At 37.8% G+C, this 23553-nt stretch carries 32 protein-coding genes; all 32 read left to right on the top strand.

Annotated elements, in window-relative coordinates; translation table 11 throughout:
* Positions 1-48: 48 nt before the first annotated feature.
* The 32 genes from ACR2MV_RS02475 to ACR2MV_RS02320 all read left to right on the top strand — a co-directional run bounded on the left by ACR2MV_RS02475 (position 49) and on the right by ACR2MV_RS02320 (position 23521).
* Complete coding sequence (locus ACR2MV_RS02475) at positions 49-339, top strand: hypothetical protein (protein WP_434020310.1); 291 nt, start codon at positions 49-51, stop codon at positions 337-339.
* Between the two features lie 39 nt (positions 340-378).
* Positions 379-2118, top strand: coding sequence for an amidohydrolase family protein (locus tag ACR2MV_RS02470; protein WP_434020309.1), 1740 nt, complete (start codon positions 379-381; stop codon positions 2116-2118).
* A 99-nt stretch (positions 2119-2217) separates the two neighbouring features.
* Complete coding sequence (locus tag ACR2MV_RS02465; RefSeq protein WP_434020308.1) at positions 2218-3165, top strand: aldo/keto reductase; 948 nt, start codon at positions 2218-2220, stop codon at positions 3163-3165.
* Between the two features lie 65 nt (positions 3166-3230).
* The gene (locus tag ACR2MV_RS02460; RefSeq protein WP_434020307.1) at positions 3231-3776 is read left to right on the top strand and encodes a GNAT family N-acetyltransferase; all 546 of its coding nucleotides are present in this window, start codon (positions 3231-3233) and stop codon (positions 3774-3776) included.
* A gap of 84 nt (positions 3777-3860) precedes the next feature.
* Positions 3861-4649, top strand: coding sequence for an SDR family NAD(P)-dependent oxidoreductase (locus ACR2MV_RS02455; protein WP_434020306.1), 789 nt, complete (start codon positions 3861-3863; stop codon positions 4647-4649).
* Positions 4650-4756: 107 nt separating this feature from the next.
* Complete coding sequence (locus tag ACR2MV_RS02450; RefSeq protein ID WP_434020305.1) at positions 4757-5215, top strand: TspO/MBR family protein; 459 nt, start codon at positions 4757-4759, stop codon at positions 5213-5215.
* A gap of 64 nt (positions 5216-5279) precedes the next feature.
* Positions 5280-5594, top strand: a complete 315-nt coding sequence (locus ACR2MV_RS02445; RefSeq protein ID WP_434020304.1) for a hypothetical protein — start codon at positions 5280-5282, stop codon at positions 5592-5594.
* A 220-nt stretch (positions 5595-5814) separates the two neighbouring features.
* Complete coding sequence (locus ACR2MV_RS02440; protein ID WP_434020303.1) at positions 5815-6345, top strand: dihydrofolate reductase family protein; 531 nt, start codon at positions 5815-5817, stop codon at positions 6343-6345.
* Complete coding sequence (locus ACR2MV_RS02435) at positions 6345-6707, top strand: DUF1801 domain-containing protein (RefSeq protein ID WP_434020302.1); 363 nt, start codon at positions 6345-6347, stop codon at positions 6705-6707. Before ACR2MV_RS02440 ends, ACR2MV_RS02435 begins: the two co-directional genes overlap by 1 nt.
* Before the next feature lie 63 nt (positions 6708-6770).
* Entirely contained in the window at positions 6771-8438 is a 1668-nt protein-coding gene (locus ACR2MV_RS02430) for a MutS-related protein (protein WP_434020301.1), read from the top strand.
* A gap of 19 nt (positions 8439-8457) precedes the next feature.
* The gene (locus tag ACR2MV_RS02425) at positions 8458-8805 is read left to right on the top strand and encodes a 5-carboxymethyl-2-hydroxymuconate Delta-isomerase (protein ID WP_434020300.1); all 348 of its coding nucleotides are present in this window, start codon (positions 8458-8460) and stop codon (positions 8803-8805) included.
* A 35-nt stretch (positions 8806-8840) separates the two neighbouring features.
* Positions 8841-9062, top strand: a complete 222-nt coding sequence (locus tag ACR2MV_RS02420; RefSeq protein WP_434020388.1) for a VF530 family DNA-binding protein — start codon at positions 8841-8843, stop codon at positions 9060-9062.
* Positions 9063-9158: 96 nt separating this feature from the next.
* A complete protein-coding gene (gene rlmF, locus ACR2MV_RS02415) occupies positions 9159-10130 on the top strand; it encodes a 23S rRNA (adenine(1618)-N(6))-methyltransferase RlmF (protein WP_434020299.1) in 972 nt (323 codons plus the stop codon).
* Positions 10131-10156: 26 nt separating this feature from the next.
* A complete protein-coding gene (locus ACR2MV_RS02410; RefSeq protein ID WP_434020298.1) occupies positions 10157-10843 on the top strand; it encodes a DUF6624 domain-containing protein in 687 nt (228 codons plus the stop codon).
* Between the two features lie 6 nt (positions 10844-10849).
* Positions 10850-11545 carry a DNA alkylation repair protein gene (locus ACR2MV_RS02405; protein ID WP_434020297.1) on the top strand — a complete coding sequence of 232 codons (696 nt, stop codon included), beginning with the start codon at positions 10850-10852 and terminating at the stop codon, positions 11543-11545.
* Between the two features lie 33 nt (positions 11546-11578).
* Positions 11579-12154 carry a uracil-DNA glycosylase family protein gene (locus tag ACR2MV_RS02400; RefSeq protein ID WP_434020296.1) on the top strand — a complete coding sequence of 192 codons (576 nt, stop codon included), beginning with the start codon at positions 11579-11581 and terminating at the stop codon, positions 12152-12154.
* Between the two features lie 72 nt (positions 12155-12226).
* Positions 12227-12811, top strand: coding sequence for a GNAT family N-acetyltransferase (locus ACR2MV_RS02395; protein WP_434020295.1), 585 nt, complete (start codon positions 12227-12229; stop codon positions 12809-12811).
* Positions 12808-13314 carry a lipocalin-like domain-containing protein gene (locus ACR2MV_RS02390; RefSeq protein ID WP_434020294.1) on the top strand — a complete coding sequence of 169 codons (507 nt, stop codon included), beginning with the start codon at positions 12808-12810 and terminating at the stop codon, positions 13312-13314. The genes ACR2MV_RS02395 and ACR2MV_RS02390 overlap by 4 nt, the downstream gene beginning before the upstream one ends.
* Before the next feature lie 13 nt (positions 13315-13327).
* Complete coding sequence (locus tag ACR2MV_RS02385; protein WP_434020293.1) at positions 13328-13804, top strand: hypothetical protein; 477 nt, start codon at positions 13328-13330, stop codon at positions 13802-13804.
* A gap of 14 nt (positions 13805-13818) precedes the next feature.
* Positions 13819-14814, top strand: a complete 996-nt coding sequence (locus ACR2MV_RS02380) for a DUF1028 domain-containing protein (RefSeq protein ID WP_434020292.1) — start codon at positions 13819-13821, stop codon at positions 14812-14814.
* Between the two features lie 75 nt (positions 14815-14889).
* Entirely contained in the window at positions 14890-15273 is a 384-nt protein-coding gene (locus ACR2MV_RS02375) for a nuclear transport factor 2 family protein (RefSeq protein WP_434020291.1), read from the top strand.
* Positions 15274-15792, top strand: coding sequence for a hypothetical protein (locus ACR2MV_RS02370; RefSeq protein WP_434020290.1), 519 nt, complete (start codon positions 15274-15276; stop codon positions 15790-15792). It begins immediately after the preceding gene.
* Complete coding sequence (locus ACR2MV_RS02365; RefSeq protein ID WP_434020289.1) at positions 15782-16723, top strand: amidohydrolase family protein; 942 nt, start codon at positions 15782-15784, stop codon at positions 16721-16723. The genes ACR2MV_RS02370 and ACR2MV_RS02365 overlap by 11 nt, the downstream gene beginning before the upstream one ends.
* A 43-nt stretch (positions 16724-16766) precedes the next feature.
* Positions 16767-17255 carry an AAA family ATPase gene (locus ACR2MV_RS02360; protein ID WP_434020288.1) on the top strand — a complete coding sequence of 163 codons (489 nt, stop codon included), beginning with the start codon at positions 16767-16769 and terminating at the stop codon, positions 17253-17255.
* 60 nt (positions 17256-17315) lie between these two features.
* Complete coding sequence (locus tag ACR2MV_RS02355; RefSeq protein WP_434020287.1) at positions 17316-18203, top strand: DMT family transporter; 888 nt, start codon at positions 17316-17318, stop codon at positions 18201-18203.
* Positions 18190-18579 (top strand): SMU1112c/YaeR family gloxylase I-like metalloprotein, encoded by a 390-nt coding sequence (gene gloA2, locus ACR2MV_RS02350; protein WP_434020286.1) that lies wholly within the window; start codon positions 18190-18192, stop codon positions 18577-18579. Before ACR2MV_RS02355 ends, gloA2 begins: the two co-directional genes overlap by 14 nt.
* Entirely contained in the window at positions 18576-19190 is a 615-nt protein-coding gene (locus ACR2MV_RS02345) for a DapH/DapD/GlmU-related protein (RefSeq protein ID WP_434020285.1), read from the top strand. Before gloA2 ends, ACR2MV_RS02345 begins: the two co-directional genes overlap by 4 nt.
* Positions 19191-19248: 58 nt before the next feature.
* Positions 19249-19710 (top strand): hypothetical protein, encoded by a 462-nt coding sequence (locus ACR2MV_RS02340; RefSeq protein WP_434020284.1) that lies wholly within the window; start codon positions 19249-19251, stop codon positions 19708-19710.
* A 17-nt stretch (positions 19711-19727) separates the two neighbouring features.
* Positions 19728-20624 (top strand): carbon-nitrogen hydrolase family protein, encoded by an 897-nt coding sequence (locus ACR2MV_RS02335; protein WP_434020283.1) that lies wholly within the window; start codon positions 19728-19730, stop codon positions 20622-20624.
* A 37-nt stretch (positions 20625-20661) separates the two neighbouring features.
* Positions 20662-21834 carry a P1 family peptidase gene (locus ACR2MV_RS02330; RefSeq protein ID WP_434020282.1) on the top strand — a complete coding sequence of 391 codons (1173 nt, stop codon included), beginning with the start codon at positions 20662-20664 and terminating at the stop codon, positions 21832-21834.
* A gap of 133 nt (positions 21835-21967) precedes the next feature.
* Entirely contained in the window at positions 21968-22534 is a 567-nt protein-coding gene (locus tag ACR2MV_RS02325) for a PAS domain-containing protein (RefSeq protein ID WP_434020281.1), read from the top strand.
* 21 nt (positions 22535-22555) lie between these two features.
* Positions 22556-23521 (top strand): MBL fold metallo-hydrolase, encoded by a 966-nt coding sequence (locus tag ACR2MV_RS02320; protein ID WP_434020280.1) that lies wholly within the window; start codon positions 22556-22558, stop codon positions 23519-23521.
* Positions 23522-23553 lie beyond the last annotated feature (32 nt).

Genomic DNA, 23553 nt, shown 5'->3' with positions numbered 1-23553 from the left:
ATGCTGCATCCTTTGAATTAATATCAGAATAATACAAGCTTATAAAAAATGACAGACAAACAAAAAATAGAATTAATAAAGGAAAGTTGGAATATGCATGCTCAGGTTGAAGCGGCCTATCTTGATCATAGCTCGAAAAAAGGAGAGAGTGACTGGCTGGAAAAACAACGTTTACTCTTGGCAGATATGGCACTACACTTATTGCAAACCTGTATGAAACCAGATGTGATTGAACTGGAAAAGTTGAAAAATAATCTACATGCTATTTTGACTATATCTGATCAATTTATACCATATGCTGACCTCATAAAGGCAACTGACAGGATATACAATGATTAATTAGCTTACCTTAGTCTAGATCAATCTAATATATACCTTATGTCTTTTAAAAAAATTACCACTGCCTTACTGTTATTGTCTTTTTGCACAGTTTTTTCACAAACGTATATCACGAATGTTTCTGTAGGAGACGTTAAAAATCAAAAGATGGTAGCTAATCAAACTGTTCAGATTTCTGGTGACCGAATTATTGAAATAAATCGCTCAAAAAAGATAAAAATTCCCGAGGGTGCTAATGTCATTGACGGAAAAGACAAGTACTTATTCCCGGGGATGACAGATGCGCATATTCATTTTTTTCAAAGTGGCGGTTTATATGCAAGGCCAGATGCTATTGATTTAAGGATGGAAATGCCACATTATAAGGAGCTAGCTTTAGCTCATGAGTCTATGGAGACTACTTTAAAGAGGTATTTGCAGGTAGGGGTTACCAATGTAATCGATGTAGGAGCCTCAGTTAGTTTTCTTCAACAAAGGAATGATTTTATTGAGGATGATCAGCTGCCTTCAGTTTATATGACAGGTCCATTGCTTACAACATATGAACCCTCAGTTTATGCCGATCTAGGAGATGAAAAACCATTCAATTTGGTTCAATCTGTTGAAGATGGCATTCAAATGGTTCAGGCACAATTAGCCTACAAACCGGATTTTATTAAAATCTGGTATATCACCTCGAGGGAACCTTCCGAAGTGGAAGCAAGTGCCAGAAAAAATCTGCCGATCGTGCAAGCTATTATCAAGGAGGCTCATGAGCATAATCTGAAAGTAGCTGTTCATGCAACCCAGAGAATCACTGCCCAATTGGCGGTTGAAAACGGATGTGACTATTTAGTGCATAGTGTAGATGATGAAGTTGTAAAAGAAGATTTTGTTGCCTTGCTCAAAGAACGGAAAACAATTTTATGTCCAACGCTTGTAGTTCATGGTGGTTATGTGAATACTTTTAGTCAGGCATTGAAAATTAATAATTATGATTTGTTAAGGTCAGACCCTGTTCAGTTAGGTACTTTGATGGATCTCAGACATATCGCTGATACCGCAATGGTCAACGCATATAAAACATCTTCAGGTTCTCAAAAACAACAGAACAGATTGAAGAAAGGTGATTCAATAAGCATGACTAATCTAAAAATTCTGGCAGATGCAGGTGTTATAATTGCCACAGGAACCGATGCTGGTAATATTGGAACATTACATGCTTCCTCTTATTTGAATGAGTTGCTTGCCATGAAAAAAAGTGGTTTGTCCAATTGGCAGATCATGCAGGCTTCAACTTTAAACGGAGCAAAGGTTGTAGGCAAAGAGACTGAGTTTGGATCAATTGAAGTCAATAAGAAGGCAAACCTAATATTGTTGAATGCCAATCCTATTGAAGATATCAACAATATCACTTCGATCCAGACTGTTTTTAATAATGGCCTGGTTATGGAGCCTAATGAGATTTTAAAGGCAACACCGGCAGACCTGGCACAAAGACAATTAAATGCCTATAATTTAAGAAATATTGATGCATTTTTAGAGCCCTATGCCGAAGATGTTGAAGTGTATAATTATCCGGATGAGTTACGATTCAAAGGAAAGGGAACCATGCGAGAGGGCTATTCGAAGATGTTTGAAAACACTCCTAATTTGCACTGTGAGTTATTGGGTAGAATTGTACAGGGAAATGTCGTTATTGATAAAGAACGTGTAAGATTTGGGGATAAAATAATGGAAGCCGTGGCAATTTACCATATTGAAGGTGATAAGATTAAAAGGGTGTATTTTATTCAATAATCCATTTTTAAGCATGAATCAAGGCTCAATTAAGCTGAAGTCAATGAGAAATTATGGAGAATAGATTATATTTATATTGAAATTATATTAGATTGAATCATGGAAAAAAGGCATCAAAAAAATGGGATAAATCGCAGGAGTTTTTTACAAAGAAGTTCAACCTTTTCGGCCGGAATACTGATGGTTCCCATGGGTGTTTCAACTACTTTTGGCTTTCAACAGCCAACTTTATTTCAAAAAAACATTCCTGTGAGTGTGTTAAATAACGGTGTGGAAATGCCAATGCTGGGATTTGGCACCAATACCTTGAGAGGGGAATTAGGTGTTTCATCTGTTCAGACAGCAATTTCTGTGGGGTATCGTTTAATTGATACGGCTAAGATTTATGGAAATGAGGAAAGTGTTGGAATGGGAATCAAAAATAGTGGTGTCAACCGAGAAGCGTTATTTGTGACCTCAAAATTATGGGTAGATGACACTGGTTATGAAAATACTTTAGAGGCATTTGAATTGTCACTGAATAAATTAGGACTGGATTATCTGGACCTTTATTTGATCCATCGTCCAAGAGGTGATTTGAAAGGGTCCTGGAAGGCCATGGAGGAACTACATAAAAAAGGTAAAATTAAGGCTATTGGCGTCAGTAATTTTGATAAAAAGCAAATGACCGAATTAATGAGTATTGGAACGGTAAAACCTGCTGTGAATCAGATTGAGACACATGTTTTTTTTCAACAGCATGAAGCACATACCTTCATGAAGAGGTCCGGAATACAAATGGAAGCCTGGTCGCCATTTGCAGCTGGTCGAAATGGAATCTTTACCAATGGAACCATTGCTGACATTGGAAAAAAATATAATAAACGAAATGCCCAAGTATGCTTACGATGGTTGTTTCAAAGAGGTATTGTATCAATTCCAAGATCAAGCAATAAGGCACATATGATAGAGAATCTGGATATTTTCGATTTTGAATTATCTGAAGACGATATGAAATTGTTGGCTACTTTGGATTTAAACAAAACACAGTTTCCTGAATGGGAGTAGAAATACATTTGGAGATTGAAAATTGCGAATAAAAGGCTTGTTGCCCAGCGAATAAAATTGCTAAAATGAAAATTCATATTGAAACTGCAAGATTGCTATTGCGAGACCTCGAAGAAGATGATGTACATGGCATGTTTGAGTTGGATTCAGATAAAGAGGTCCATAGGTATTTAGGAAACAAACCAGTTAAAACACTTGAAGAGGCGAAAAAGAACATCGATTTTATCAGAATTCAATACCGGGAGAATGGTATTGGAAGGTGGGCCGTTGAGGAGAAAGCCACTGGAGATTTTGTAGGCTGGAGCGGTTTTAAATTGATCACTGAGCCAATCAATGGCAGGGAGATGTACTATGATTTGGGCTACCGATTTATAAAAAGGGTCTGGGGACAAGGCTATGCTACTGAAACTGCATTGGCTTCATTGGAGTGCGGTTTCACTCGGCTGGGACAATCGAATATTTATGGTATGGCTGATATTGAACATGCTTCTTCCAACAGAATTTTACAAAAAATAGGAATGATGAAAGTAAATGAATTTACGTATGAAGATATTGTGCATAATTTCTACCAAATCTCGAAAGATGCTTGGGAAAAGCAAAAATCCTTTTGATGAATAGCAACAGGTATCGATGATAAAAGAATACATTTTTTTGGCCCTCTTGATAAAATAGCGAGAAATATAAAACATCTTTAAATGAAGAATCAATTAATATTAATTACCGGAGGGTCAAGTGGCATCGGCAAGGCTGCGGCTGCGTTGCTATATGATCAAGGCGCAAGAATTATATTGCAGGCTCGGGATCCCAAGAAACTGGAAACAGTTGCCAGAGAAATAGATCCCACAAGTAAAAAAGTCAGTTATTATTCAACTGATTTGACAGAGCAGGAGGCTGTTGAGAACACCGCCAATGAAATACTGGTCAATGAAGGCTTGCCTGATGTTATCATCAACAGTGCCGGGGCGGGTGAGTGGCTGTCTTTAAAGGAATCAGATGCATCTTATTACAAATCATCTATGGATTCTCCTTATCTGGCTACAGCCTATACCTGTAAAATATTTTTTGATAAGATGCAGGAACGTGGAACCGGACAGTTTATTATCATTAATTCTGCAGCCAGTTATTTCGCATTTCCAGGCGCTACCGGATATACACCTGCAAGATGGGCCATGTTAGGTTTTGCCAAATCCTTGCAAGCCGATCTGTATGACACAAAGTTTAAGGTCTCTCTGATCGTGTTAGGCAAAGTAGATTCACCTTATTTTAAAAACAATCCGGTAAGTGAAGAGCGAATTCCTAAAATTGCAAACTGGCTCACACCAACAATGTCTGTAGAAAGTGCGGCCAGGATTATTTCCAGCTCCATAAAATCAAAACCGAATGTTGTGGTAAGACCATTTATGATGTCAATTTTTGTTTTCTTAAATAGATTTATCCCTGGTGTTTTTTCCTGGCTAATGCGCATCACCAGCTATAAAAAATAAAGAATTCAAGGTGTGAATAGTTTGAATTAATCATCAATTTTTATGGGTCTTTTTTTGTATTTTTAAAGAACTTAAAAACATGATTACGAATCCTTTTAACTAAATAAATGATATCCAGATTGATTCTATTTTTACTGCTTAATTTTGGCGCTTTGGCGCTTGGTAGTTTGTTTACTGGTAAAGGTGTGCCCTCAGAATGGTATATGAACCTGGCCAAAGCACCCTGGACACCTCCTGGTTGGGTTTTTGGTGCCGCCTGGACTACCATCATGATTTGTTTTACGGTCTATATGGCCTATTTATGGCCCTTGGCAGAGAACAAAACGCTGCTAGTCGGCTTGTATGTGCTGCAGTTGATTCTGAACATTTCATGGAATCCGGCTTTTTTTCATTTCCAAAATGTATTAGGTGGGCTCTTTATTATTTCAGGTCTGACGATTTTAGTGGGAATATTTCTTTTTTATTATGCACCTCAGCTTAAAATCAAATCACTATTAATAGTGCCTTATTTTGCATGGTTGCTAATTGCCACCTCTCTAAATGCCTATATTCTGCTTCATAATTAAGATAAGTTTTTTATTTTAGAACTATATTTTTTTTACCAGTTTCATTAATTTTTAATTCTGTTTTATGAATAAATTTGTTTGTGCCTTTTTTATAATATCATACTCGTTTGTCTATAGTCAGGATACGATCTACTTGGGCGAGTTCGGCAGTAAGGTTTTACAAAAGAAAGAAATGGCGACCAAATATAGATTTGTAACTGAGGATCCTCTACAGAAAGAAGTGTACAAGTTGTCGACCTTTCATATGGATGGTTCGATTCATTCGAAGAGTACATATCAAGCTGTTAATTTAGTCTTGAATATGCCGAAATGGTCTCCTGCCATGCAAGATGGACATCCGGTAAAAGTTAAAATGACCTTGCCAATCCGATTACAATAATCTGCTCGTACTCTTAAAAGATAGATATCCTTCAAGGATTTGTAACATATAAATCGCATGTAGTGTTTACTTAAAAAGCTGATATGATGACTTAGTGCCATGATACGGATTGGGTGTTGGAACGATTCTGGTACCCTTTTGGTTTGGGTTTCAGGCTGTAATGGTATAAATAAATGTCTAAATTATACTTACCTTGTAGTTCCTAACCAACCAGTTCCAAATGAGAAAAATTAAACTTTATATCGCTGCAAGTTTAAACGGAAAAATAGCCAAGCCAGACGGTAGTGTTGACTGGCTTGAATCCATTCCCAATCCTGAACTGACAGATCATGGCTATGCCGACTTTTATAGATCAATTGACACGACCATTCAAGGGTACGCAACCTATGATCAGATTATCTCATGGGGTATTGATTTTCCTTATGCTGACAAAAAGAATTATGTGGTGACCAGAAAGAAGCAACTGGAAAACACAGAATTTGTGGAATTTATATCAAAAGACCATGTTGAATTTATCCAAAAACTGAAAGAGGAAGAAGGGAAGGATATCTGGTTAATTGGCGGTGGTCAGTTGAATCGAATGCTGCTGAATGAGGGGCTGTTGGATGAGATTCAAGTCTTTGTAATGCCGATAATCCTGCAGGATGGGAAGAATTTATTTGGAGATTTACCCAATGAAACAAAGTTAAGCTTCGTGAACAGTCGTTCATTTTCTACCGGTGCAGTTGAAATTTCTTATACAATCGGCTGATGCAAAAATCCGGATTTTATTTAAGATCAGAAGAACCAAATAAAAGTTGTCTGCTGGCCTTACGCGATATCATTTTAGGACAGGATGAGGAAATCACAGAGACTGTAAAATACGGCATGCCCTGTTTTTGTTATCGTCAAAAGATGTTTTGTTATTTATGGGTGGATAAAAAATCAAAACGACCTTATATCCTTTTTGTGGAAGGGAAGCGCTTGAACCATCCTGAATTGAAATCAGAAGGCAGGGCAAGAATGAAGGTGCTTCAGATAGATCCGGAAATTGATATGCCCATTGAATTAATTGTCTTATTATTGAACAACGCTTTGGATCTGTACAGAAAGGGAATCATCTCTGTATCCTAATTAGTAAGTATGAACCAGAGTACTGTCGTAAATATCTGAAATTTAGAAGTATAATATTTGAGTATGAATTGGATTCTTGGCCTCCTATCTGTATTGATCATCATTTTTTTAGCAACGAATTTCTCTCGTAAAAAACGATTGAAAAGGTTAAAAGAAAGGTTGATAGATCAATGGGGAAGAAAAAGTGAAGAGACCCATTACCATTTTTTTTCGATTGCTAGGTATTTTGAGAACAACAGGCATAAGAAAAGTGCCTATCATATCGTATCAAATAAAACATCCCTGGATCTGGACCTTGATGAAGTTTTTAAATTTATTGACAGGACAACTTCAAAAGTAGGGCAGCAATACCTGTATTTTAAGTTGAGAACCATTGGGACGGTTGATCGATTAAAGGAGTTTAGCTCTTTGGTCAATTTGTTTAAAAAAGAATCAGAGCTGCGATTGCGTTGCCAGGTCTATTTATCGAGACTTAATTCTAATGATGCCTATGCCCTGGAAGAGCTCATCAATGGTCAGCAAATACAGAAGCCGAAAATTTACTGGTTGCTTCAATCACTAACAGTCGCGGCAATCATTGCCATTATAATGGCCTTTTTCTACCCGGTCTTTATATTACTGCTCATACCTATTTTGGCCGTAAACTCATTTTTTCATTATCGTAATAAAGACAATGTGAATTATTATGTAAGCGGTGTGAAACAGTTGTCGATTGCGTTGTCTGTGAGCAAAAGGCTTTCTGGCATAGACGAACTTTCATCCTTCTTCAAAGATTTTTCCTTTGTTAAGAAAATAGATGCCATCAGGCTGAAAACTGAATTCATAGCGTTTGAAAAAAAGCTGGACAATGAATTCGCTGCCATTTCATGGTTCTTAATTGAGTTGGTTAAAATTCAATTCAATATTGAGTATATCATATTTTTCAGTTTTATTGACGCGGTGAACCGAGAAAAAGACAGTATTGATGCTATGTTTCGCTTTATAGGTGAAGTGGATAGTGCCATTTCAATTGCATCGGTGCAGTCCGGTCAAGAAATTATTTGTCATCCAAAGTTTTCAAAGGGTAAAGAAATTATTGTAAAAGAAATATCCCATCCACTTATTGTGAATTGTGTTCCGAATGATTTTCAGTTGATTGATCAGAGCTTATTGCTAACGGGATCAAATATGTCAGGGAAAACTACCTTTATAAGGACCGTTGCAATCAACAGTATTTTGGCCCAGACCTTTTATATGTGTTTTGCTAAAGAATTCAAGGCGCCATTTTTTAAAGTGTTTTCATCGATTCGAATTGCTGATGATATTACGGAGAATACGAGTTATTATTTGGAAGAAGTAGTAAGTATTAAAGAAGCAGTTGATGCTTCAAATGAAAAGGAACCTTACTTATTCATCTTGGATGAGATCTTTAAAGGAACAAATACCATAGAAAGAGTGTCCGGTGGAAAGGCGATTTTATCCTATTTAAGTAAAGGGCCTCATGTTGTGCTGGTTTCAACCCATGATATTGAATTAACAGATCTGTTGACTGAGAAGGAGTATCAATTATTTCATTTTACGGAACAGATAGACAAGGAGGAATTACGATTCGATCATAAATTAAAGAAAGGGAAATTAAAGACTCGTAATGCGATTCGAATTTTAGAAATGTATGATTATCCGAAAGAAATAATAATGGATGCGAAGGATGTTAAATACTCTAAATTTGAATCCGAATCCATACAAGAATAAATAATTAAATTTTTGAAGAATGCCACATTTTGTAATTGATTGCTCAAAGAATGTTTTAGAAGTCGCGAAACCGAAGGAGTTAATGAAGAAAGTATATCAGACCGCTACGGAAAGCGAGTTGTTTGATCCTGGAGATATTAAGGTTAGAATCAATCCTTTTGACCAGTATGTGCTTGGTGCGTCTAAGAATGCCTTTATTCATATATTCGCAAACATAATGGAGGGTAGAACGGATCTTCAGAAGCAGCAACTTTCAACTGCGATCGTTGCTGAATTAAAAGCGATGTTACCCGATGTTCCGATCATATCGATGAATGTTCGGGATTTTGACAAGGCGGGCTATTGTAATAAATCCATGCTTTCATAAAAGATTTTTAGAGAATGACCAACAAGGAGAAACCAATGCAGCATCAGCCAAACAATCCCTTACACGGGGTGAAATTGGTCACTATTGTTGAAACCTTGGTGGAACATTACGGCTGGGAGCAACTGTCCCTGAGAATCAATATCAATTGCTTTAAGTCTAACCCAAGCGTTAAATCCAGCCTAAAGTTTTTAAGAAGAACTCCATGGGCAAGGGAAAAAGTGGAAGAACTATATCTTTCAATTCAACCGTACCTATAGCATAAATGCTTTTTTTCATTTTAAGAGTTATACCAGACCCAGCATGTCCAATTAGATTTTCCTTATCTTTCAATCCTTAATCTTTCCAACAATTCTATGGCTGATAAAAAGAAAAAACATCCTGATAAAAAACCAAGATTACATGCCAGGAACAAGCATCGAGATCGCTATAATTTTAAGGAATTGATCGACACCTGTCCTGATCTGGCACAATTTGTGGTTAAGAATAAATTTGGGGATGAATCTATTGATTTTTTTAATGCTGATGCTGTTAAAATGTTGAACAAGGCCTTGTTAATTCATTATTATGGGCTGACGGATTGGGATATTCCCAAAGGGTATTTGTGCCCGCCGATTCCGGGAAGAGCTGATTATATTCATCATATGGCTGATCATTTAAAAGGAAGTAATTTTGGGAGATTACCAGAAGGTGAGAAAATAAGATGTCTTGACATTGGTGTTGGGGCGAATTGCGTTTATCCAATTATTGGTGTACATGAGTATGGATGGTCTTTTATAGGTTCGGATATAGACCCTGTAGCGATCGATTCAGCAAACAGCATAATCAACTCTAATGAAATGCTTCAAGGTAAGGTGGAGTGCAGGTTGCAATCCAAATCATCTGATATTTTTTATGGTGTAATTCTGAGATCAGAACCTATTGATCTAACCATTTGCAACCCACCATTTCATGCATCAAGGGCGGAGGCAACCGCTGGGACCCTGAGAAAATTGACCAATCTTAAAAAAAAGAAGGTTACAAAGGCTGACTTGAATTTTGGAGGAAAGGAAGGTGAGCTTTGGACCGATGGAGGCGAAAAACGGTTTATTCGACGCATGATTAAAGAGAGTAAGAAGTTCGGGAAATCATGTTGCTGGTTTTCTACGCTGGTGTCTAAACAATCAAATTTAAATGAAATTTATAAGCTGCTTGATGAATTGGAGGTAGAGGAATACAAAACGATTCAAATGGGTCAAGGTAATAAATCGAGTAGGATCGTCACCTGGACTTTTTTAACTCATGAGGAAGAGGCTCATTGGGTGAAAGAAAGATGGACAAAAAAATAAGGAACAAAATAAATCAAATTCAAACAATGTATATTAAAATGTCATGTGTATTGCTAGTGCTCTTAATGCTGAGCTGCACTACAAAAGTTAAGAAGCCTGAAAAACCTTCGGAGCAAAACCTCGATATTGTAGCTATGCTCGATACAGTATTTACAACCGAGCAGCAACCAATTAGTCGGAGAGACGCCTATATCGACTCTTTTGGAGTTGATTCTAAGAAGGCTCAGGAGCAGCAGGAAATTTATGAAAGAAATCATGCAATTAACGAAAAGAAAGTGAGACACTTACTGGATACTCAGGGGTGGCCGGACGTAGAACTCATTGGAGAACGAGGGAACAGAACCATTTGTAATGTTATTCAACATGCTGATAATGAGGTAAGAATTTTATACCTGCCTATGATGCGAAAGGCTGTTGCTGATGGAGATTTAAGCGCTCAATATCTGGTCAGAGCCGAGGATAGAATTGCTACCGAACGAGGCGACTTACAGGTCTATGGAGGTCAGATGAAGTACTATCCCGAAACAAAGAGCTTTAATGTATGGCCGGTTTACGATCCTGAGAATATTGATAAAAGAAGGGCCGCTATAGGCTTAGGTCCCATTTCCGAATTCTTAAAGATGCGGTTTGATTTTGAATGGGATTTAGAGGAACAGATCAAAAGAACAGCCGCTTTTGAAGCTGAAAAGAAAAAGAAGTTGGAAAGCGAATAAGGTGTTATGACATATGATGAGGTAATTACTTGTTTATATGATTTGCAGGATCCTGATAAGGTAGTGTTCAAGGAAAAGAAATTTGGTGTTGTTTCTCATAATTCATTAGGGATTTATCATAAGGAGCTTAAAATAATTGCCAAAGAGATTGGAAGAGATAATGAACTTGCTTTACAACTTTTTGAAAGTGGGATTTATGAAGCGCGCTTATTATGCAGTAAAATTTATGATCCGAAAGAGCTCACTTCAGACTTGATGGAGTATTGGGTCGTCACTTTTGAAAACTGGGAGATTTGTGACAGTTTTTGCATGGGCTTGTTTGCCAAAAGTAGTTTAGCCCTGGAGAAAATTCACGAATGGACGTCCAGAAGGGCGGAGTTTGAAAAAAGAGCCGGTTTCGCTACAATGGCCGCCTATTGCATGGCTGACAAAAAATCTGATAATGACTTGTTCGAGAAATTTCTGCCGCTATTAATCAGAGAGGCCAACGATGAAAGATTGTATGTGAAGAAAGCAGTGAATTGGGCCTTGCGAAGTATTGGTAAGCGCAATGTTGATTTAAATCAACGCGCTTTAGATACAGCTCATAAAATATTGACCTTTGACACGAAGGCAGCAAATTGGATTGCCAAAGATGCCATTCGTAAACTGGAGGCTGAAAATGTAAACATATTAGATTATCCCAGGGCTTTATATAGATAGAGGAATAGGGGTGTTTTTAAATAAGAAATCTATTTGGAGAATTTACTGGGAGATATTAGAAATTGTACGATTTGTTTGCCTCATTTGGTTCATGGGGTGAATCCGGTTTTGACGGCACATCGTAAAAGTAAAGTTGCAATTGTAGGTCAGGCGCCCGGTTCTGTAGTTCACAATTCTGGAATTCCCTGGGATGACAAAAGCGGTGAGCGGTTGAGACAATGGCTGGGTCTTCATGTCACGGATTTTTATAATGAAGAAAAGTTGGCTTTAATACCCATGGGTTTTTGTTATCCGGGTAAAGGAAAAAGTGGTGACCTGCCACCAAGAAAAGAATGTGCTCCCCAATGGCATCAAACCTTGTTTTCTGAAATGAATGAGTTGCAATTAGTTGTGTTGATCGGGACCTATGCTCAATCGTATTACTTAGGGGATAAAAGAAAAAAGACATTGACGGAAACAGTAAGAAATTATACAGAGTATTTGCCTAAATACTTCCCCCTTCCTCATCCTTCTCCCAGAAATAATATTTGGTTGCGTAAAAATGACTGGTTCGAGAATGAAGTGATTCCAGTTCTTAGGCAGCGAATCGGTCAAGTACTTCTTCCATGAGTTTTCATATGTTTTAAGTGACGTAAATAGGCTGCTTTTGGTATATTTGAACGGAAAATATAATCTGTACATATGTCAAAAGAAATTGTTTTAGAAAATGATAGGGCCCTGCTTCGACCTCTGGAATCAAAGGATTTTGAGCAACTAGCTTATTTCTCGTTGAAAGAACCTGATCTTTGGACCTATTCCTTGACTCCTGCCAGTGGAATTGAGAATTTGAAAACATATCTAAGTAAGGCACTTGATGAGAAGGCTGCCGGTACCTCATATCCTTTTTTAGTGATTGATAAATCAAATAATGAGATTGCCGGATCAACGCGATTTTATGATATAAACATGGGGTATCGTACCACTCAATTGGGTTATACCTGGTATGGTAAGAGATTCCAAGGCACCGGTTTGAATAAGAACTGTAAATACCTGATGCTATATTATGCTTTTGAAAACTGGGGGATGGAGCGTGTAGAGTTTAGAGCAGATCATACCAATAAAAGGTCAATAGCCGCGATGAAAAGTATCGGATGTGTTGAAGAAGGGGTATTACGAAGCAATTGTTCTAGCCCCTCAGGCAGGAGGGATAGTATTATTTTAAGTATTTTAAGAGATGAGTGGTATACTACAGTGAAGAAGAACCTCGAAGAAAAAATAAAAATATGAGAACATTTTCAATTGTGTTGACTTTTTTGGGGCTTCTGTTGTTTTTCTCTTGCAAAGAAAAGAAGAAAGAATCGGAAGAAGATGGGTTCCGTGGATTGTGGACGTTGGTCAGTATGGAGCAATTGAACTCTGAGACTGATCAATGGGAAGAATGGAGAAGTGGTATGCAGGGTTATATCTTATATGACGGTACGAATAATATGTCTCTTCATTTGACGACCAGGGGGTATGAAAAAACAGCGATTCGCTTTCCGAACTTTACGGATACGATCCCGGAAGATGCATTAAAGCACCTGACCAATTCGTATGTTTATGTTGCAAAGTATAAAGTTGATACAGAGCAAGGAACGGTTGAGCATGCCAGGATATCTCACTCCAATCCTGGTGACTGGAATAAAGTTGTGAAAAGAAATTATACCTTCAAAGGTGATACGCTGATATTAAAACCCGTTGAAAGTGCCAATTCAAATCTGAGACTCACCTGGATAAAAGATAAAAGATAGAAACAGTATGGAAATGGAGTTGTATACACTGGCCCGAGTGATTCATGTGATCGCAGTTATTTTATGGATAGGTGGGGTTAGTATGGTGACAACGGTTTTGATCCCTGCCATCAAAAAATTAAAATCCAAAGAAGAACAGATCAGCACTTTCGAACAAATAGAAGGAAGGTTTGCTGTGCAAGCCAAAATAACGACCCTGTTAACGGGTATATCAGGATTTTACATGCTTTATGCTATGGATAGCTGGGACCGCTATCTGGATCTGAAATTTTGGTGGATTCACGCCATGACACTTGTTTGGATATTGTTTACCTTGGTCTTATATGTTTTAGAGCCTTTGGTACTGCATAAGTTATTTCGAAAATATGCCGAGAAGAATCCTGGTAAAACGTTTTCGATTATGCATAGAGCACATTGGTTTTTGTTAGTATTGAGTTTGATCACCACCGCTGGTGTAGTCGCAGGAAGCCATGGGTGGTTTATATTTTAATTAAAAAAACAGAAATGAAAAAATCGATTTTAAAGACCTTACTATGTGGTTTTGTTGTTTTACTGGCTTCAGATCTGGAGGCCCAGCAAGTATACAAAGATAAATTTGCCCATACATTTTCTATCGTAGCCAGAGACGAGAAAACAGGAGAAATGGCTGTGGGTGTCCAAAGTCATTGGTTTTCGGTAGGGACCATTGTTTCATGGGGTCAATCAGGAGTTGGCGTTGTAGCGACCCAATCCTTTGTAAATCCCGCTTTAGGACCTGAAGGATTGGCTTTGATGGAGCAAGGAATTTCCGCACCGCTGGTATTGGATCGGCTGATCTCAGAGGATAATGGGAGAGATGTGAGGCAGGTAGCTATGCTTGACGCTGCTGGGAAAGTGAAAGCTTACACAGGAAAAAAATGTATCGTGTCTGCTGATCATTACGTGGGAGAAAACTTTTCGGTTCAGGCAAATATGATGCTCAATGATAAGGTGGTTCCAGCGATGGTCAAGGCATTTGAAAAGCATCATGATCTTCCGCTTGGTGATCGGGTGTTGAAAGTGTTGATGGCAGCTCAGGAGGCCGGAGGGGATATTCGAGGACAGCAATCTGCCGCTTTGCTAGTTGTAAACGCAGAAAAAGTTGCTGAGCCATGGTTGGATAAAAAAATTGATTTACGGGTTGATGACCATAAGGCTCCTTTGCAAGAAATAGAGCGCTTGCTGAAAGTACAAAAAGCATATGCCCATTTAAATCGCGGAGATCTTGCCATGGAAGAAGGGGATATGAAACTGGCATTGGATGAATACAGTGCCGCCGAACAGATGTTTCCTGATAATCTGGAAATGAAATACTGGAAGGCTGTTACACTTTCAAACAACGGTCGTTTAGAGGAAGCCTTACCCATATTTAAGGCTGTTTTTGCCAAGGATGAGAATTGGCGTGAATTGACCAGAAGACTTCCGGCTTCGGATTTACTTAGTCTATCCGATGCTGATATTCAATCCATTCTTAGCTTGTAAAGACGGAAATGCCAAAAAGGTGTGTAAAATTGATTTTCTCGAAAAAACCCTATCTTGAAGCAAGATAAATGAGACATGGAAAATGAATTGAAACGCAATAAGGAAAATGCCATCGCTTTTTATAAAATGGCTTATGAAGGGAGACCGACAGAAGCCGTAGCTATCTATGTGGGAGATGAATATATACAACACAATCCATTGGTGGGGAATGGAAAACAGCCCTTTATCGATTACTTCAATAGAATGTTCAATGAATACCCTGAGAAATCTATAGAATTTGTACGATCAGTTGCTGAAGGTGATTTAGTCGCTTTGCATACTCATCAGATCTGGCCCGGTAACGATCAGTATGTTACTATGGATTTTTTCAGATTTGATTCGAACGGAAAGATTGTTGAACATTGGGATTCCATGCAGCAAATTCCTGATAAGTCAGCTCATAATAATACCATGTACTAAATGCAATATTTTAAAATCAGATTTTTATTAGCCCTTATGTTGTGCCTTCCGATGATTGCCTTGGCACAGGATGATTGCACCTGTTGCACGGAGCATCACGCTCAATTTGATTTCTGGTTAGGGGAATGGGTCGTTAAAAACGATCAGGGGCAACGGGTTGGTGAGAATTCAATTTCGAAAATTGAAGATAATTGTATCATGCTGGAGAAATGGAAGGGTGCAAAAGGAACTACTGGAACAAGTCATAATTATTATGACAGCTCAGACCAGACCTGGAATCAGTTGTGGATTGATAATAGTGGAAAGGTCTTAAAATTAAAAGGAGGCTTGCAAGGAGACAGTATGGTTATGAAAGGTGATGTAATTAAAGGGGGAAAAGGAGATTTGTTTTATAACCAGATCAGTTGGATTCCTGAATCGGATGGTACCGTACTTCAGCTATGGGAAATTTTTGATTCAAAAGGGCAACTCTTGCAAACGGTATTTAAAGGCTATTATTTTAAAAGAGATGAAGATTAAAAATAGAATTGTAATAACTGTAGTATTTGCTCTATTTGTTCAGGTGTTCCTGGGACAGGAAAAACAAGCTGTCATTGATATGCATGTACATTCTTATCTATTTGAGCCGGAAACGATTGAGAAGTTGAGAGCAAGTGGTAACAAAGATTTTTACGGGATAGAAGGTTCTTTTTCTAAAGAAGAACATTTTAAGCAAACGTATGAACGTTTTAAGAAGTTTAATATTACAAAAGCTGTTGTCAGCGGATCGCTTGAAAGTGTTTCTTATTGGAAGGATAACGATATAGATAATCGCATCATTCGGGGTGTTTTTATGAAAGAATCTACCGACGAAGACTTGACTTCCGAACGATTTGAAGCCCTCGTAAAGGATGGGACCATTCAGGTTTTTGGCGAGATCGCCCCTTATTATGGTGGAGGTACCATAAGCGACAAGGAATGGGCTCCTTATTTGAAAATTTGTGAGGAATATGATATTCCAGTAGGTATTCACACCGGTGGGGGAGATCCTGGCGGTAATTCGTCCTGGGCACCAAAATCAAGGCTGAGGTATGGTGACCCTTATTTGATTGAAGATATTTTAGTAGAATATCCAAAGTTAAGGGTTTACATGATGCATGCAGGAGGCGAAGACTGGCCTGAAAGAGCCATCCGATTAATGGACTATTATCCTAATTTATATACTGATATTGCGGTGATGCTCTGGGTAAATGAAAATACCAAGCGCTATATAAAACAGTTTCTTCAAGATGTAAAACAAGCTGGCTATCTGGATCGTGTCTTATTTGGTTCAGATCAAATGTATTGGCCTGATGCGATTGACAGATCAATTGATTATTTGAATAGTATGGAGTTCCTAACGGAAAATGATAAGCAGGATATTTTATACAATAATGCTTTCGAATTTTTGAAATTAGATGCTACTCAATAGTCTTTAAAATACAATGGAGTGATAATTTTAATTTATATAACAAATGATTCATCTTATAGTCGGTAATACTGGTTCTGGAAAAACAACCTATTCAAATTCTTTAAAGAAAGAAAGTGGCGGGCTGATTTTTAGTATTGATCAATGGAACAATACCTTGTTCATTCCTGATAAGGAAGCAACGGATGGTTTAGAATGGTTTTTAGAAAGAATTGAAAGAGTAGAAAGCCTAATGATGGAATTGGTAAAACAATTGGAATCGTCTGGAATTGACTCTATCCTTGATTTGGGTCTTTCGAAGTTTGAACATCGAGAAAAATTTAGAAGATTTGCGGCTGAACATCATTTCCAGATAAGATTGCATTATCTTGACATCGCTAAAAAAACAAGATATGAGCGGGTTCGGCAACGGAATCTTCAAAAAGGTGATACTTTTGAATTTGAGGTAAGCGATGAGAATTTTGAGTTTATGGAAGGTTGGTTTGAGACTCCAAGGGAATCGGAATTAGAAGATGCCCTAATCATTGAGCAATAACATGATCGTCCGGATTAAATTTTAAAATTTGATTTTTCATAATATCAACTATTGACATTGATGGATAAGAGAGTCCAAACAGTAAATTTTATCGAATTGAATCTTGCGATTCTTTTCATCAGTACTTCCGGGGCTTTAGGTCGTTTTATAGATTTACCTATCCCAATTACCATTGGTCTGAGGTCGTTATTGGGGGGGATTGCACTATACCTTTTTTGCAGATGGAAAAAAATCAGTTTTCGTATTGAAGGTAAGGACCGAAAAACAGTTGTTATTGGAGGTATTTTGCTCGGCCTGCATTGGATTACCTACTTTTATTCGCTTCGATTGTCCAACGTCGCTATTGGCATGCTGTCTTTATTTACATATCCTGCTATCACGGCGATTTTGGAACCGATTTTTCTTAAAACTAAAATTTTAAAAATACATTTGTTGTTGAGTTTGTTGGTTTTGGTCGGTATCTATTTTTTAGTACCTGATTTTGATCTTCAAAATGATGACTTTAAGGCAGTAGGCTTTGGAGTGTTATCGGCCTTTTGTTATGCGACAAGAAATATTATTTTAAAAACCAAGATCAATCAATACGACGGTACCTTACTGATGGCATATCAATTATTGGTCATCACACTGGTTTTAAGTCCCTTTGCATTTTATTTAGATACTTCGCAGGTCGTGGCCTATTTGCCGGCTACCCTCTTGTTGGCCATATTGACAACGGCTATTGGACATAGTTTATTTCTTCGAAGTTTAAGACATTTTTCTACTGTTACAGCCAGTATTGTTAGTTGTAGTCAACCCGTTTACGGAATTATTATAGGCATGATTTTTTTAAATGAATATCCTGAAGTGAGTACCATTATTGGTGGAGCTATCATTATACTAACTGTGATCATAGAGAGTTTACGTGTATTCAGAATTTCTAAACCATTAGCCAATGATCAAAATTAATAAAGTACACCATATGGCCATTATTTGTAGTGATTATAACAGATCAAAGATGTTTTATACGCAGGTACTGGGGTTTGATATGGTACAGGAAACCTTTCGGGAAGAACGGGCATCTTATAAATGTGATCTATCCCTTCATGGAGCATATACCATTGAGTTGTTCTCTTTTCCAAATCCTCCAAAAAGATTAACAAGGCCCGAGGGCACCGGCTTGAGACATGTGGCTTTTGAAGTGGACGATGTGGAGGAAAGTGCAGCAATTTTGGCCAAGGCAGGAATAGCAACAGAAAACATTCGGGTGGATGAAATTACAAATAAGAAGTTTATATTTTTTTCTGACCCTGATGGGTTGCCTATAGAATTGTACGAAAAATGATACAAATTGATACTTTTGTTAAGGGATTTTCCGGTAGAATTGGTCAAGCCCATGGCGAACCCTGGGAGTTAATGCAAGGCTTAAACGACCTTTTGACGGAAATGATGCAAAATTTAGGCGATGATTTTTTAATAGAAAATCAGATCGCTATTCATAAAACGGCTGTAATCGAAGCGAACGTCACGCTGAAAGCACCTGTAATTATTGGTGCAAATTGTTTTATCGGGGCCAATGCCTATTTGAGAAACGGGGTTTTTTTAGGGAATGGAGTGAAGATAGGAACTGGATGTGAAATCAAATCTTCTGTCGTATTTGATAAAAGTAGTATTGCTCATTTTAATTTTATTGGAGATAGTATTATTGGTAGCTCGGTGAATTTTGAGGCAGGTTCGATTACTGCAAATCACTTTAATGAAAGAAGAGATAAAGATGTGTATGTTGTTTATCAAGGGAATGTGATCAATACGGGGGTCCATAAATTTGGAGCCTTGGTAGGCGATGGATCAAAAATTGGTGCGAACGCGGTTTTATCTCCGGGTACCTTGCTTAAAAGGGATACGGTTGTTCAAAGACTGGAATTAATAGATCAACTGAATCAAGTTAGATCCTGAGTTTACCTTTTTTTTAATTTTTCTTCAGTAACTTTAGATGAATTGTATTGATTCTGTCATGAAGAAATTACTTTCTATGTTGATTTTTTTTGTCTTGGCGTCCTGTGTGGTTGGTGGAGCAGGTCAGAAGGAAATAATTACAAACAACCCTGAATTGTTAGGTGATTGGGAAGGTGTTGGTGGTTTTTTAGATATCAAAACGGCTAAACAGATGGGTGATATCTCGCTAAAGATTCACATTGACGAGAATAATCAAATTACCGGAAGCATTGGGGATGCAAAGATCAATGGGATGAAATTGACTGAAGCAAATTATGGCTATGAGATCAGAGGAGTTTTAGATGCTAAGGTCAAAGAGGGAGTTGATTTTGAAAAGGACCACCTCATTATATTATTGGTTTTGCCTAAAGAACAAGACAGATTTACGGAGACAATCGACGCTAATTTTCATTTGAAAAGTAATTTTGTATTTGATTTCGGGATGAGAGTTGGTGGGGTATATTTAACAAAAATGGAGTAGTAATAATAAGTATAATGATGAAAAAGGTTGCAGTGGCACAGGTTTCACCTGTTTTTTTAGATAAGAATAAAACGATAGATAAAGCCTGTGAAATAATCACCGAGGCAGGAAAAGAAGGGGCAGAACTAATTGTGTTTCCTGAAGCTTTTATTTCCGGGTATCCCGATTGGGTATGGCTTATTCCGAACAGTAAAGGTGCGGAACTTAATGAGCTTTTTATAAAGTTAGTCGAAAATGCAGTTTCAGTCCCGGACATGAGTACAGAGAAATTATGTAAGGCGGCCAAAGCAGCGGGAATTAATGTTGTAATGGGGATGCATGAGCGAAATATTGAGACCAGTAATGCAAGTCTCTTTAATAGTTTGTTATTCATTGATCATACCGGTAAGGTACTTGGAAAGCATAGAAAATTGATTCCCACAGGAGGTGAACGATTGATATGGGCACAGGGTGATGGTACAACTTTACAATCTTACCATACGTCTATAGGAAAAATTGCGGGACTTATCTGCTGGGAGAATTATATGCCTTTGGCCCGGAATGCAGTCTATGAAAGTGGTGCACAGATTTTAGCAGCGCCTACCTGGGATAAAAGCCCGAATTGGCAGATCAGTATGCAACATATTGCAAGAGAAGGTGGTGTGTTCGTTTTATCGGCTTGTATGGCACTCAAAATGACGGATATCCCGGATCATTTTGATTTCAAAAAATTATATCCTGAAGGGAGGGAGTGGATCAATACAGGAAATAGCTGTATTGTAGCGCCCAACGGCAAAATACTTGCTGGCCCTATGGAAGCTGAGGAAGGAATTTTATATGCTGAGATCGATCTTAAAGATATTATTGCTGCCAAAAGAATGTTTGATGTGGTTGGGCATTACAGCAGGCCTGATGTTTTTAAATTTAGTCGATAATTAATTTGAATCAAATTAGAAAACAATAAAATAGTTTATGAAGCAGGTAGTATTGATAACACTTTTTTTAAGTAGTCTGATGCTCGCTGCACAGAAGCAACGTGCAAGAGATTTGGGAGTGCCATTTACGGGAACAACGGGCACATATAATGCGATTACAGATGTTCCAGGAGTTGAAGTTGGATACAGTACAATAATTTCTGGAAATGGAGAACATGTTATCGGTGAAGGACCAGTGAGAACTGGAGTCACGGCAATATTTCCAAGAGGAAAAGCAAAGAAGTTTAGTCCGGTGTATGCGAATTGGTACAGTCTGAACGGGAATGGTGAAATGACAGGAACTACCTGGGTCACCGAATCAGGGTTTTTGGAAACTCCTATAATGATCACAAATACCAATAGTGTTGGGGTTGTGAGAGATGCTGTACTGAAGTGGTATGTTGACACAGATTGGTATAAAGGAGAGGACTGGTGGTATACCTACCCTGTTGTTGGTGAGACGTATGATGGATTTTTAAATGATATTTATGGTTTTCATGTGAAGGAAGAGCATGTTTTAGAGGCTATTGAAAATGCGTCATCCGGTCCCATTGAAGAAGGAAATGTTGGTGGGGGAACAGGGATGATGTGTCTCGGTTTTAAGGGAGGTACCGGAACAGCATCAAGAGTGATGACAGTTGATAAGAAAATATATACCGTAGGTGCTATCGTACAATCTAATTTTGGCGCGAAAAGAAATTTAAATATTGCCGGTGTTCCTGTGGGGATAGCTTTAAAAGATACTTTGAGCTATGAGTACAATGCACCACCGCAATCACGGCGGCAAGAAGGGGATGGATCTATTATCGTAATTGTTGCAACGGATGCGCCCTTATTACCTCATCAGTTAAAAAGAATTGCCCAAAGAATTCCTTTAGGAGTTGGAATCGTAGGAGGCCGTGGAAGCAATGGTTCGGGAGACATTTTTTTAGCCTTTTCAACTGCGAATGAAAATGCGTTTAACAGAGACGAAACTGTGACCGTTGAAGTATTTTCAAATGATCGATTAATGCCATTTTTTGAAGCCACCGTTCAGGTTGTTGAAGAAGCAATTATCAATGCGATGATCGCTGCTGAAACTATGGAAGGAATTCACGGTAATAAAGCCTATGCCTTACCTCATGATTTATTGAAAGAAACTTTAAAGGATTATAATCGACTCGAAGAATAATAAGAAGAATTTTTGAAGGTTTGTTTATTGTTTACTTGGAGTTTTGGTGAATATTATTATATTTAATCACCTAATTTACTGTTGTTTAACTTTTTTGCGGAAATTAACAGTCAATTCTTAAACAAATAAGGAAATGAACCATGATATTACAAAAATGATGTGTTTGGATGTTTATTTATCATCCCTCAATCAACAGGAATATGATAAAATAAAACACTTACTTAAACCATCAGTAACTGAAAAATCACCTTTGATGAGTTGGGATGTTTTTGGCAGCTATTACCAGAACACCTCTGATAAGTTAAAACGAGAAGCTGATATAAAAGAACTAAGAAAATTGGCTTTAAAATTACATTGGAAGAACAATCTTGATGAAATTTTCGAAAATGAATCTTTTGAAGCCCTGGTGGTAACTGATATGACGAGAAAAATCATATGGGTGAATGATGGCTTTGCGGATATGACAGGCTACAGTAAAAGATTTGCGTTGCATCAAACTCCAAAGTTTTTGCAAGGTGAGGCCACGACAGTGAAGCAAAAAAATGAAATAAGACAGCAACTTGTCTTGGATGAACCCTTTACGAAGGTCATCACCAATTATAAAAAAGACAATACACCCTATGAATGTGAGTTAAAGATTTTTCCGCTGTACGGTTCTGAAACTACTCATTATTTAGCATTGGAAAAGCAGGTGAGCTAATTTTTGTATACCTTTACGAAGATGAGCTTGCGAACGACTGCCATACTTCTAATCTGCACTTTATTTTATCTGAACATTTATGGTCAGGAACTTCGCAGGGGTTTCAATGAGCTGATCGATCAAAAGGTTTTCCTGGTGGTTCTTGGGACCGTTCAGGATGCAGGATCCCCACATATTGCATGTAAAAAGGAATGTTGTTTGAAATTATTCGAAGAAAGGAATTACAACAGAAAGGTTGTCTCTCTTGGTTTGGTGGATCAGATTAATTTTTCAAAGTATATATTTGAAGCAACACCTGACCTGCCAACTCAAATGAAAGCCTTGAAGGAAATAGGACTTGTAGATAATAACGAAACTCCAGATGGTTTTTTTCTGACTCATGCGCATATTGGTCATTATTCAGGATTGATGTATCTTGGAAAAGAAGCTATGAATGCTGATGAATTGTCCGTTTTTGCCATGCCAAAAATGATCGATTTTCTCCAATCTAACGGACCATGGGATCAATTGGTGAGAAATCGAAACATCAACCTTAGCAGCCTTGCTCATGATGTGGAGTTTCAGCTTACACCAGACCTTAATGTAAGACCTTTACTGGTTCCGCATCGGGATGAGTATTCAGAAACGGTAGGGTTTATTATAAAAGGCCCCAATAAAACAGCGCTTTTTTTACCTGATATTGATAAGTGGGAGAAATGGGAAGTTGATATTAATGAATTAATTAAAGAAGTGGATTATGCCTTTATTGATGCGACTTTTTACGATGGAAAAGAGATTAATAACAGAGATATATCCGAAATTCCTCACCCGTTTATCATTGAGAGTATGGAGAAATTCCGATGGCTTCCATCAGAAGAAAAGTCTAAGATTTTGTTTATTCATTTTAACCATACCAACCCTGTATTAGATGAAAATAGTGAAGCAACTCAAACTGTCTTGAAAAAGGGGTTTAACATTGCCCGAAAGAATGATGTGTTTGAGCTTTAACTCAAAGAGGTCTTTCCAAAATTAATAGGTTC

It is taken from the genome of Lutimonas sp. (genome assembly GCF_051011215.1).
GTDB lineage: Bacteria > Bacteroidota > Bacteroidia > Flavobacteriales > Flavobacteriaceae > Lutimonas.
Note: the sequence above shows the minus strand (reverse complement) of the source record. Positions and strands in the feature narration are given on the sequence as shown.

Excerpts from the sequence above, each read along its gene's own strand:
- ACR2MV_RS02475 (WP_434020310.1), top strand. The coding sequence starts at position 49 with ATGACAGACAAACAAAAAATAGAATTAATAAAGGAAAGTTGGAATATG.
- ACR2MV_RS02470 (WP_434020309.1), top strand. The coding sequence starts at position 379 with ATGTCTTTTAAAAAAATTACCACTGCCTTACTGTTATTGTCTTTTTGC.
- ACR2MV_RS02465 (WP_434020308.1), top strand. The coding sequence starts at position 2,218 with ATGGAAAAAAGGCATCAAAAAAATGGGATAAATCGCAGGAGTTTTTTA.
- ACR2MV_RS02460 (WP_434020307.1), top strand. The coding sequence starts at position 3,231 with ATGAAAATTCATATTGAAACTGCAAGATTGCTATTGCGAGACCTCGAA.
- ACR2MV_RS02455 (WP_434020306.1), top strand. The coding sequence starts at position 3,861 with ATGAAGAATCAATTAATATTAATTACCGGAGGGTCAAGTGGCATCGGC.
- ACR2MV_RS02450 (WP_434020305.1), top strand. The coding sequence starts at position 4,757 with ATGATATCCAGATTGATTCTATTTTTACTGCTTAATTTTGGCGCTTTG.
- ACR2MV_RS02445 (WP_434020304.1), top strand. The coding sequence starts at position 5,280 with ATGAATAAATTTGTTTGTGCCTTTTTTATAATATCATACTCGTTTGTC.
- ACR2MV_RS02440 (WP_434020303.1), top strand. The coding sequence starts at position 5,815 with ATGAGAAAAATTAAACTTTATATCGCTGCAAGTTTAAACGGAAAAATA.
- ACR2MV_RS02435 (WP_434020302.1), top strand. The coding sequence starts at position 6,345 with ATGCAAAAATCCGGATTTTATTTAAGATCAGAAGAACCAAATAAAAGT.
- ACR2MV_RS02430 (WP_434020301.1), top strand. The coding sequence starts at position 6,771 with ATGAATTGGATTCTTGGCCTCCTATCTGTATTGATCATCATTTTTTTA.
- ACR2MV_RS02425 (WP_434020300.1), top strand. The coding sequence starts at position 8,458 with ATGCCACATTTTGTAATTGATTGCTCAAAGAATGTTTTAGAAGTCGCG.
- ACR2MV_RS02420 (WP_434020388.1), top strand. The coding sequence starts at position 8,841 with ATGCAGCATCAGCCAAACAATCCCTTACACGGGGTGAAATTGGTCACT.
- rlmF (WP_434020299.1), top strand. The coding sequence starts at position 9,159 with ATGGCTGATAAAAAGAAAAAACATCCTGATAAAAAACCAAGATTACAT.
- ACR2MV_RS02410 (WP_434020298.1), top strand. The coding sequence starts at position 10,157 with ATGTATATTAAAATGTCATGTGTATTGCTAGTGCTCTTAATGCTGAGC.
- ACR2MV_RS02405 (WP_434020297.1), top strand. The coding sequence starts at position 10,850 with ATGACATATGATGAGGTAATTACTTGTTTATATGATTTGCAGGATCCT.
- ACR2MV_RS02395 (WP_434020295.1), top strand. The coding sequence starts at position 12,227 with ATGTCAAAAGAAATTGTTTTAGAAAATGATAGGGCCCTGCTTCGACCT.
- ACR2MV_RS02390 (WP_434020294.1), top strand. The coding sequence starts at position 12,808 with ATGAGAACATTTTCAATTGTGTTGACTTTTTTGGGGCTTCTGTTGTTT.
- ACR2MV_RS02385 (WP_434020293.1), top strand. The coding sequence starts at position 13,328 with ATGGAGTTGTATACACTGGCCCGAGTGATTCATGTGATCGCAGTTATT.
- ACR2MV_RS02380 (WP_434020292.1), top strand. The coding sequence starts at position 13,819 with ATGAAAAAATCGATTTTAAAGACCTTACTATGTGGTTTTGTTGTTTTA.
- ACR2MV_RS02375 (WP_434020291.1), top strand. The coding sequence starts at position 14,890 with ATGGAAAATGAATTGAAACGCAATAAGGAAAATGCCATCGCTTTTTAT.
- ACR2MV_RS02370 (WP_434020290.1), top strand. The coding sequence starts at position 15,274 with ATGCAATATTTTAAAATCAGATTTTTATTAGCCCTTATGTTGTGCCTT.
- ACR2MV_RS02365 (WP_434020289.1), top strand. The coding sequence starts at position 15,782 with ATGAAGATTAAAAATAGAATTGTAATAACTGTAGTATTTGCTCTATTT.
- ACR2MV_RS02360 (WP_434020288.1), top strand. The coding sequence starts at position 16,767 with ATGATTCATCTTATAGTCGGTAATACTGGTTCTGGAAAAACAACCTAT.
- ACR2MV_RS02355 (WP_434020287.1), top strand. The coding sequence starts at position 17,316 with ATGGATAAGAGAGTCCAAACAGTAAATTTTATCGAATTGAATCTTGCG.
- gloA2 (WP_434020286.1), top strand. The coding sequence starts at position 18,190 with ATGATCAAAATTAATAAAGTACACCATATGGCCATTATTTGTAGTGAT.
- ACR2MV_RS02345 (WP_434020285.1), top strand. The coding sequence starts at position 18,576 with ATGATACAAATTGATACTTTTGTTAAGGGATTTTCCGGTAGAATTGGT.
- ACR2MV_RS02340 (WP_434020284.1), top strand. The coding sequence starts at position 19,249 with ATGAAGAAATTACTTTCTATGTTGATTTTTTTTGTCTTGGCGTCCTGT.
- ACR2MV_RS02335 (WP_434020283.1), top strand. The coding sequence starts at position 19,728 with ATGAAAAAGGTTGCAGTGGCACAGGTTTCACCTGTTTTTTTAGATAAG.
- ACR2MV_RS02330 (WP_434020282.1), top strand. The coding sequence starts at position 20,662 with ATGAAGCAGGTAGTATTGATAACACTTTTTTTAAGTAGTCTGATGCTC.
- ACR2MV_RS02325 (WP_434020281.1), top strand. The coding sequence starts at position 21,968 with ATGAACCATGATATTACAAAAATGATGTGTTTGGATGTTTATTTATCA.
- ACR2MV_RS02320 (WP_434020280.1), top strand. The coding sequence starts at position 22,556 with ATGAGCTTGCGAACGACTGCCATACTTCTAATCTGCACTTTATTTTAT.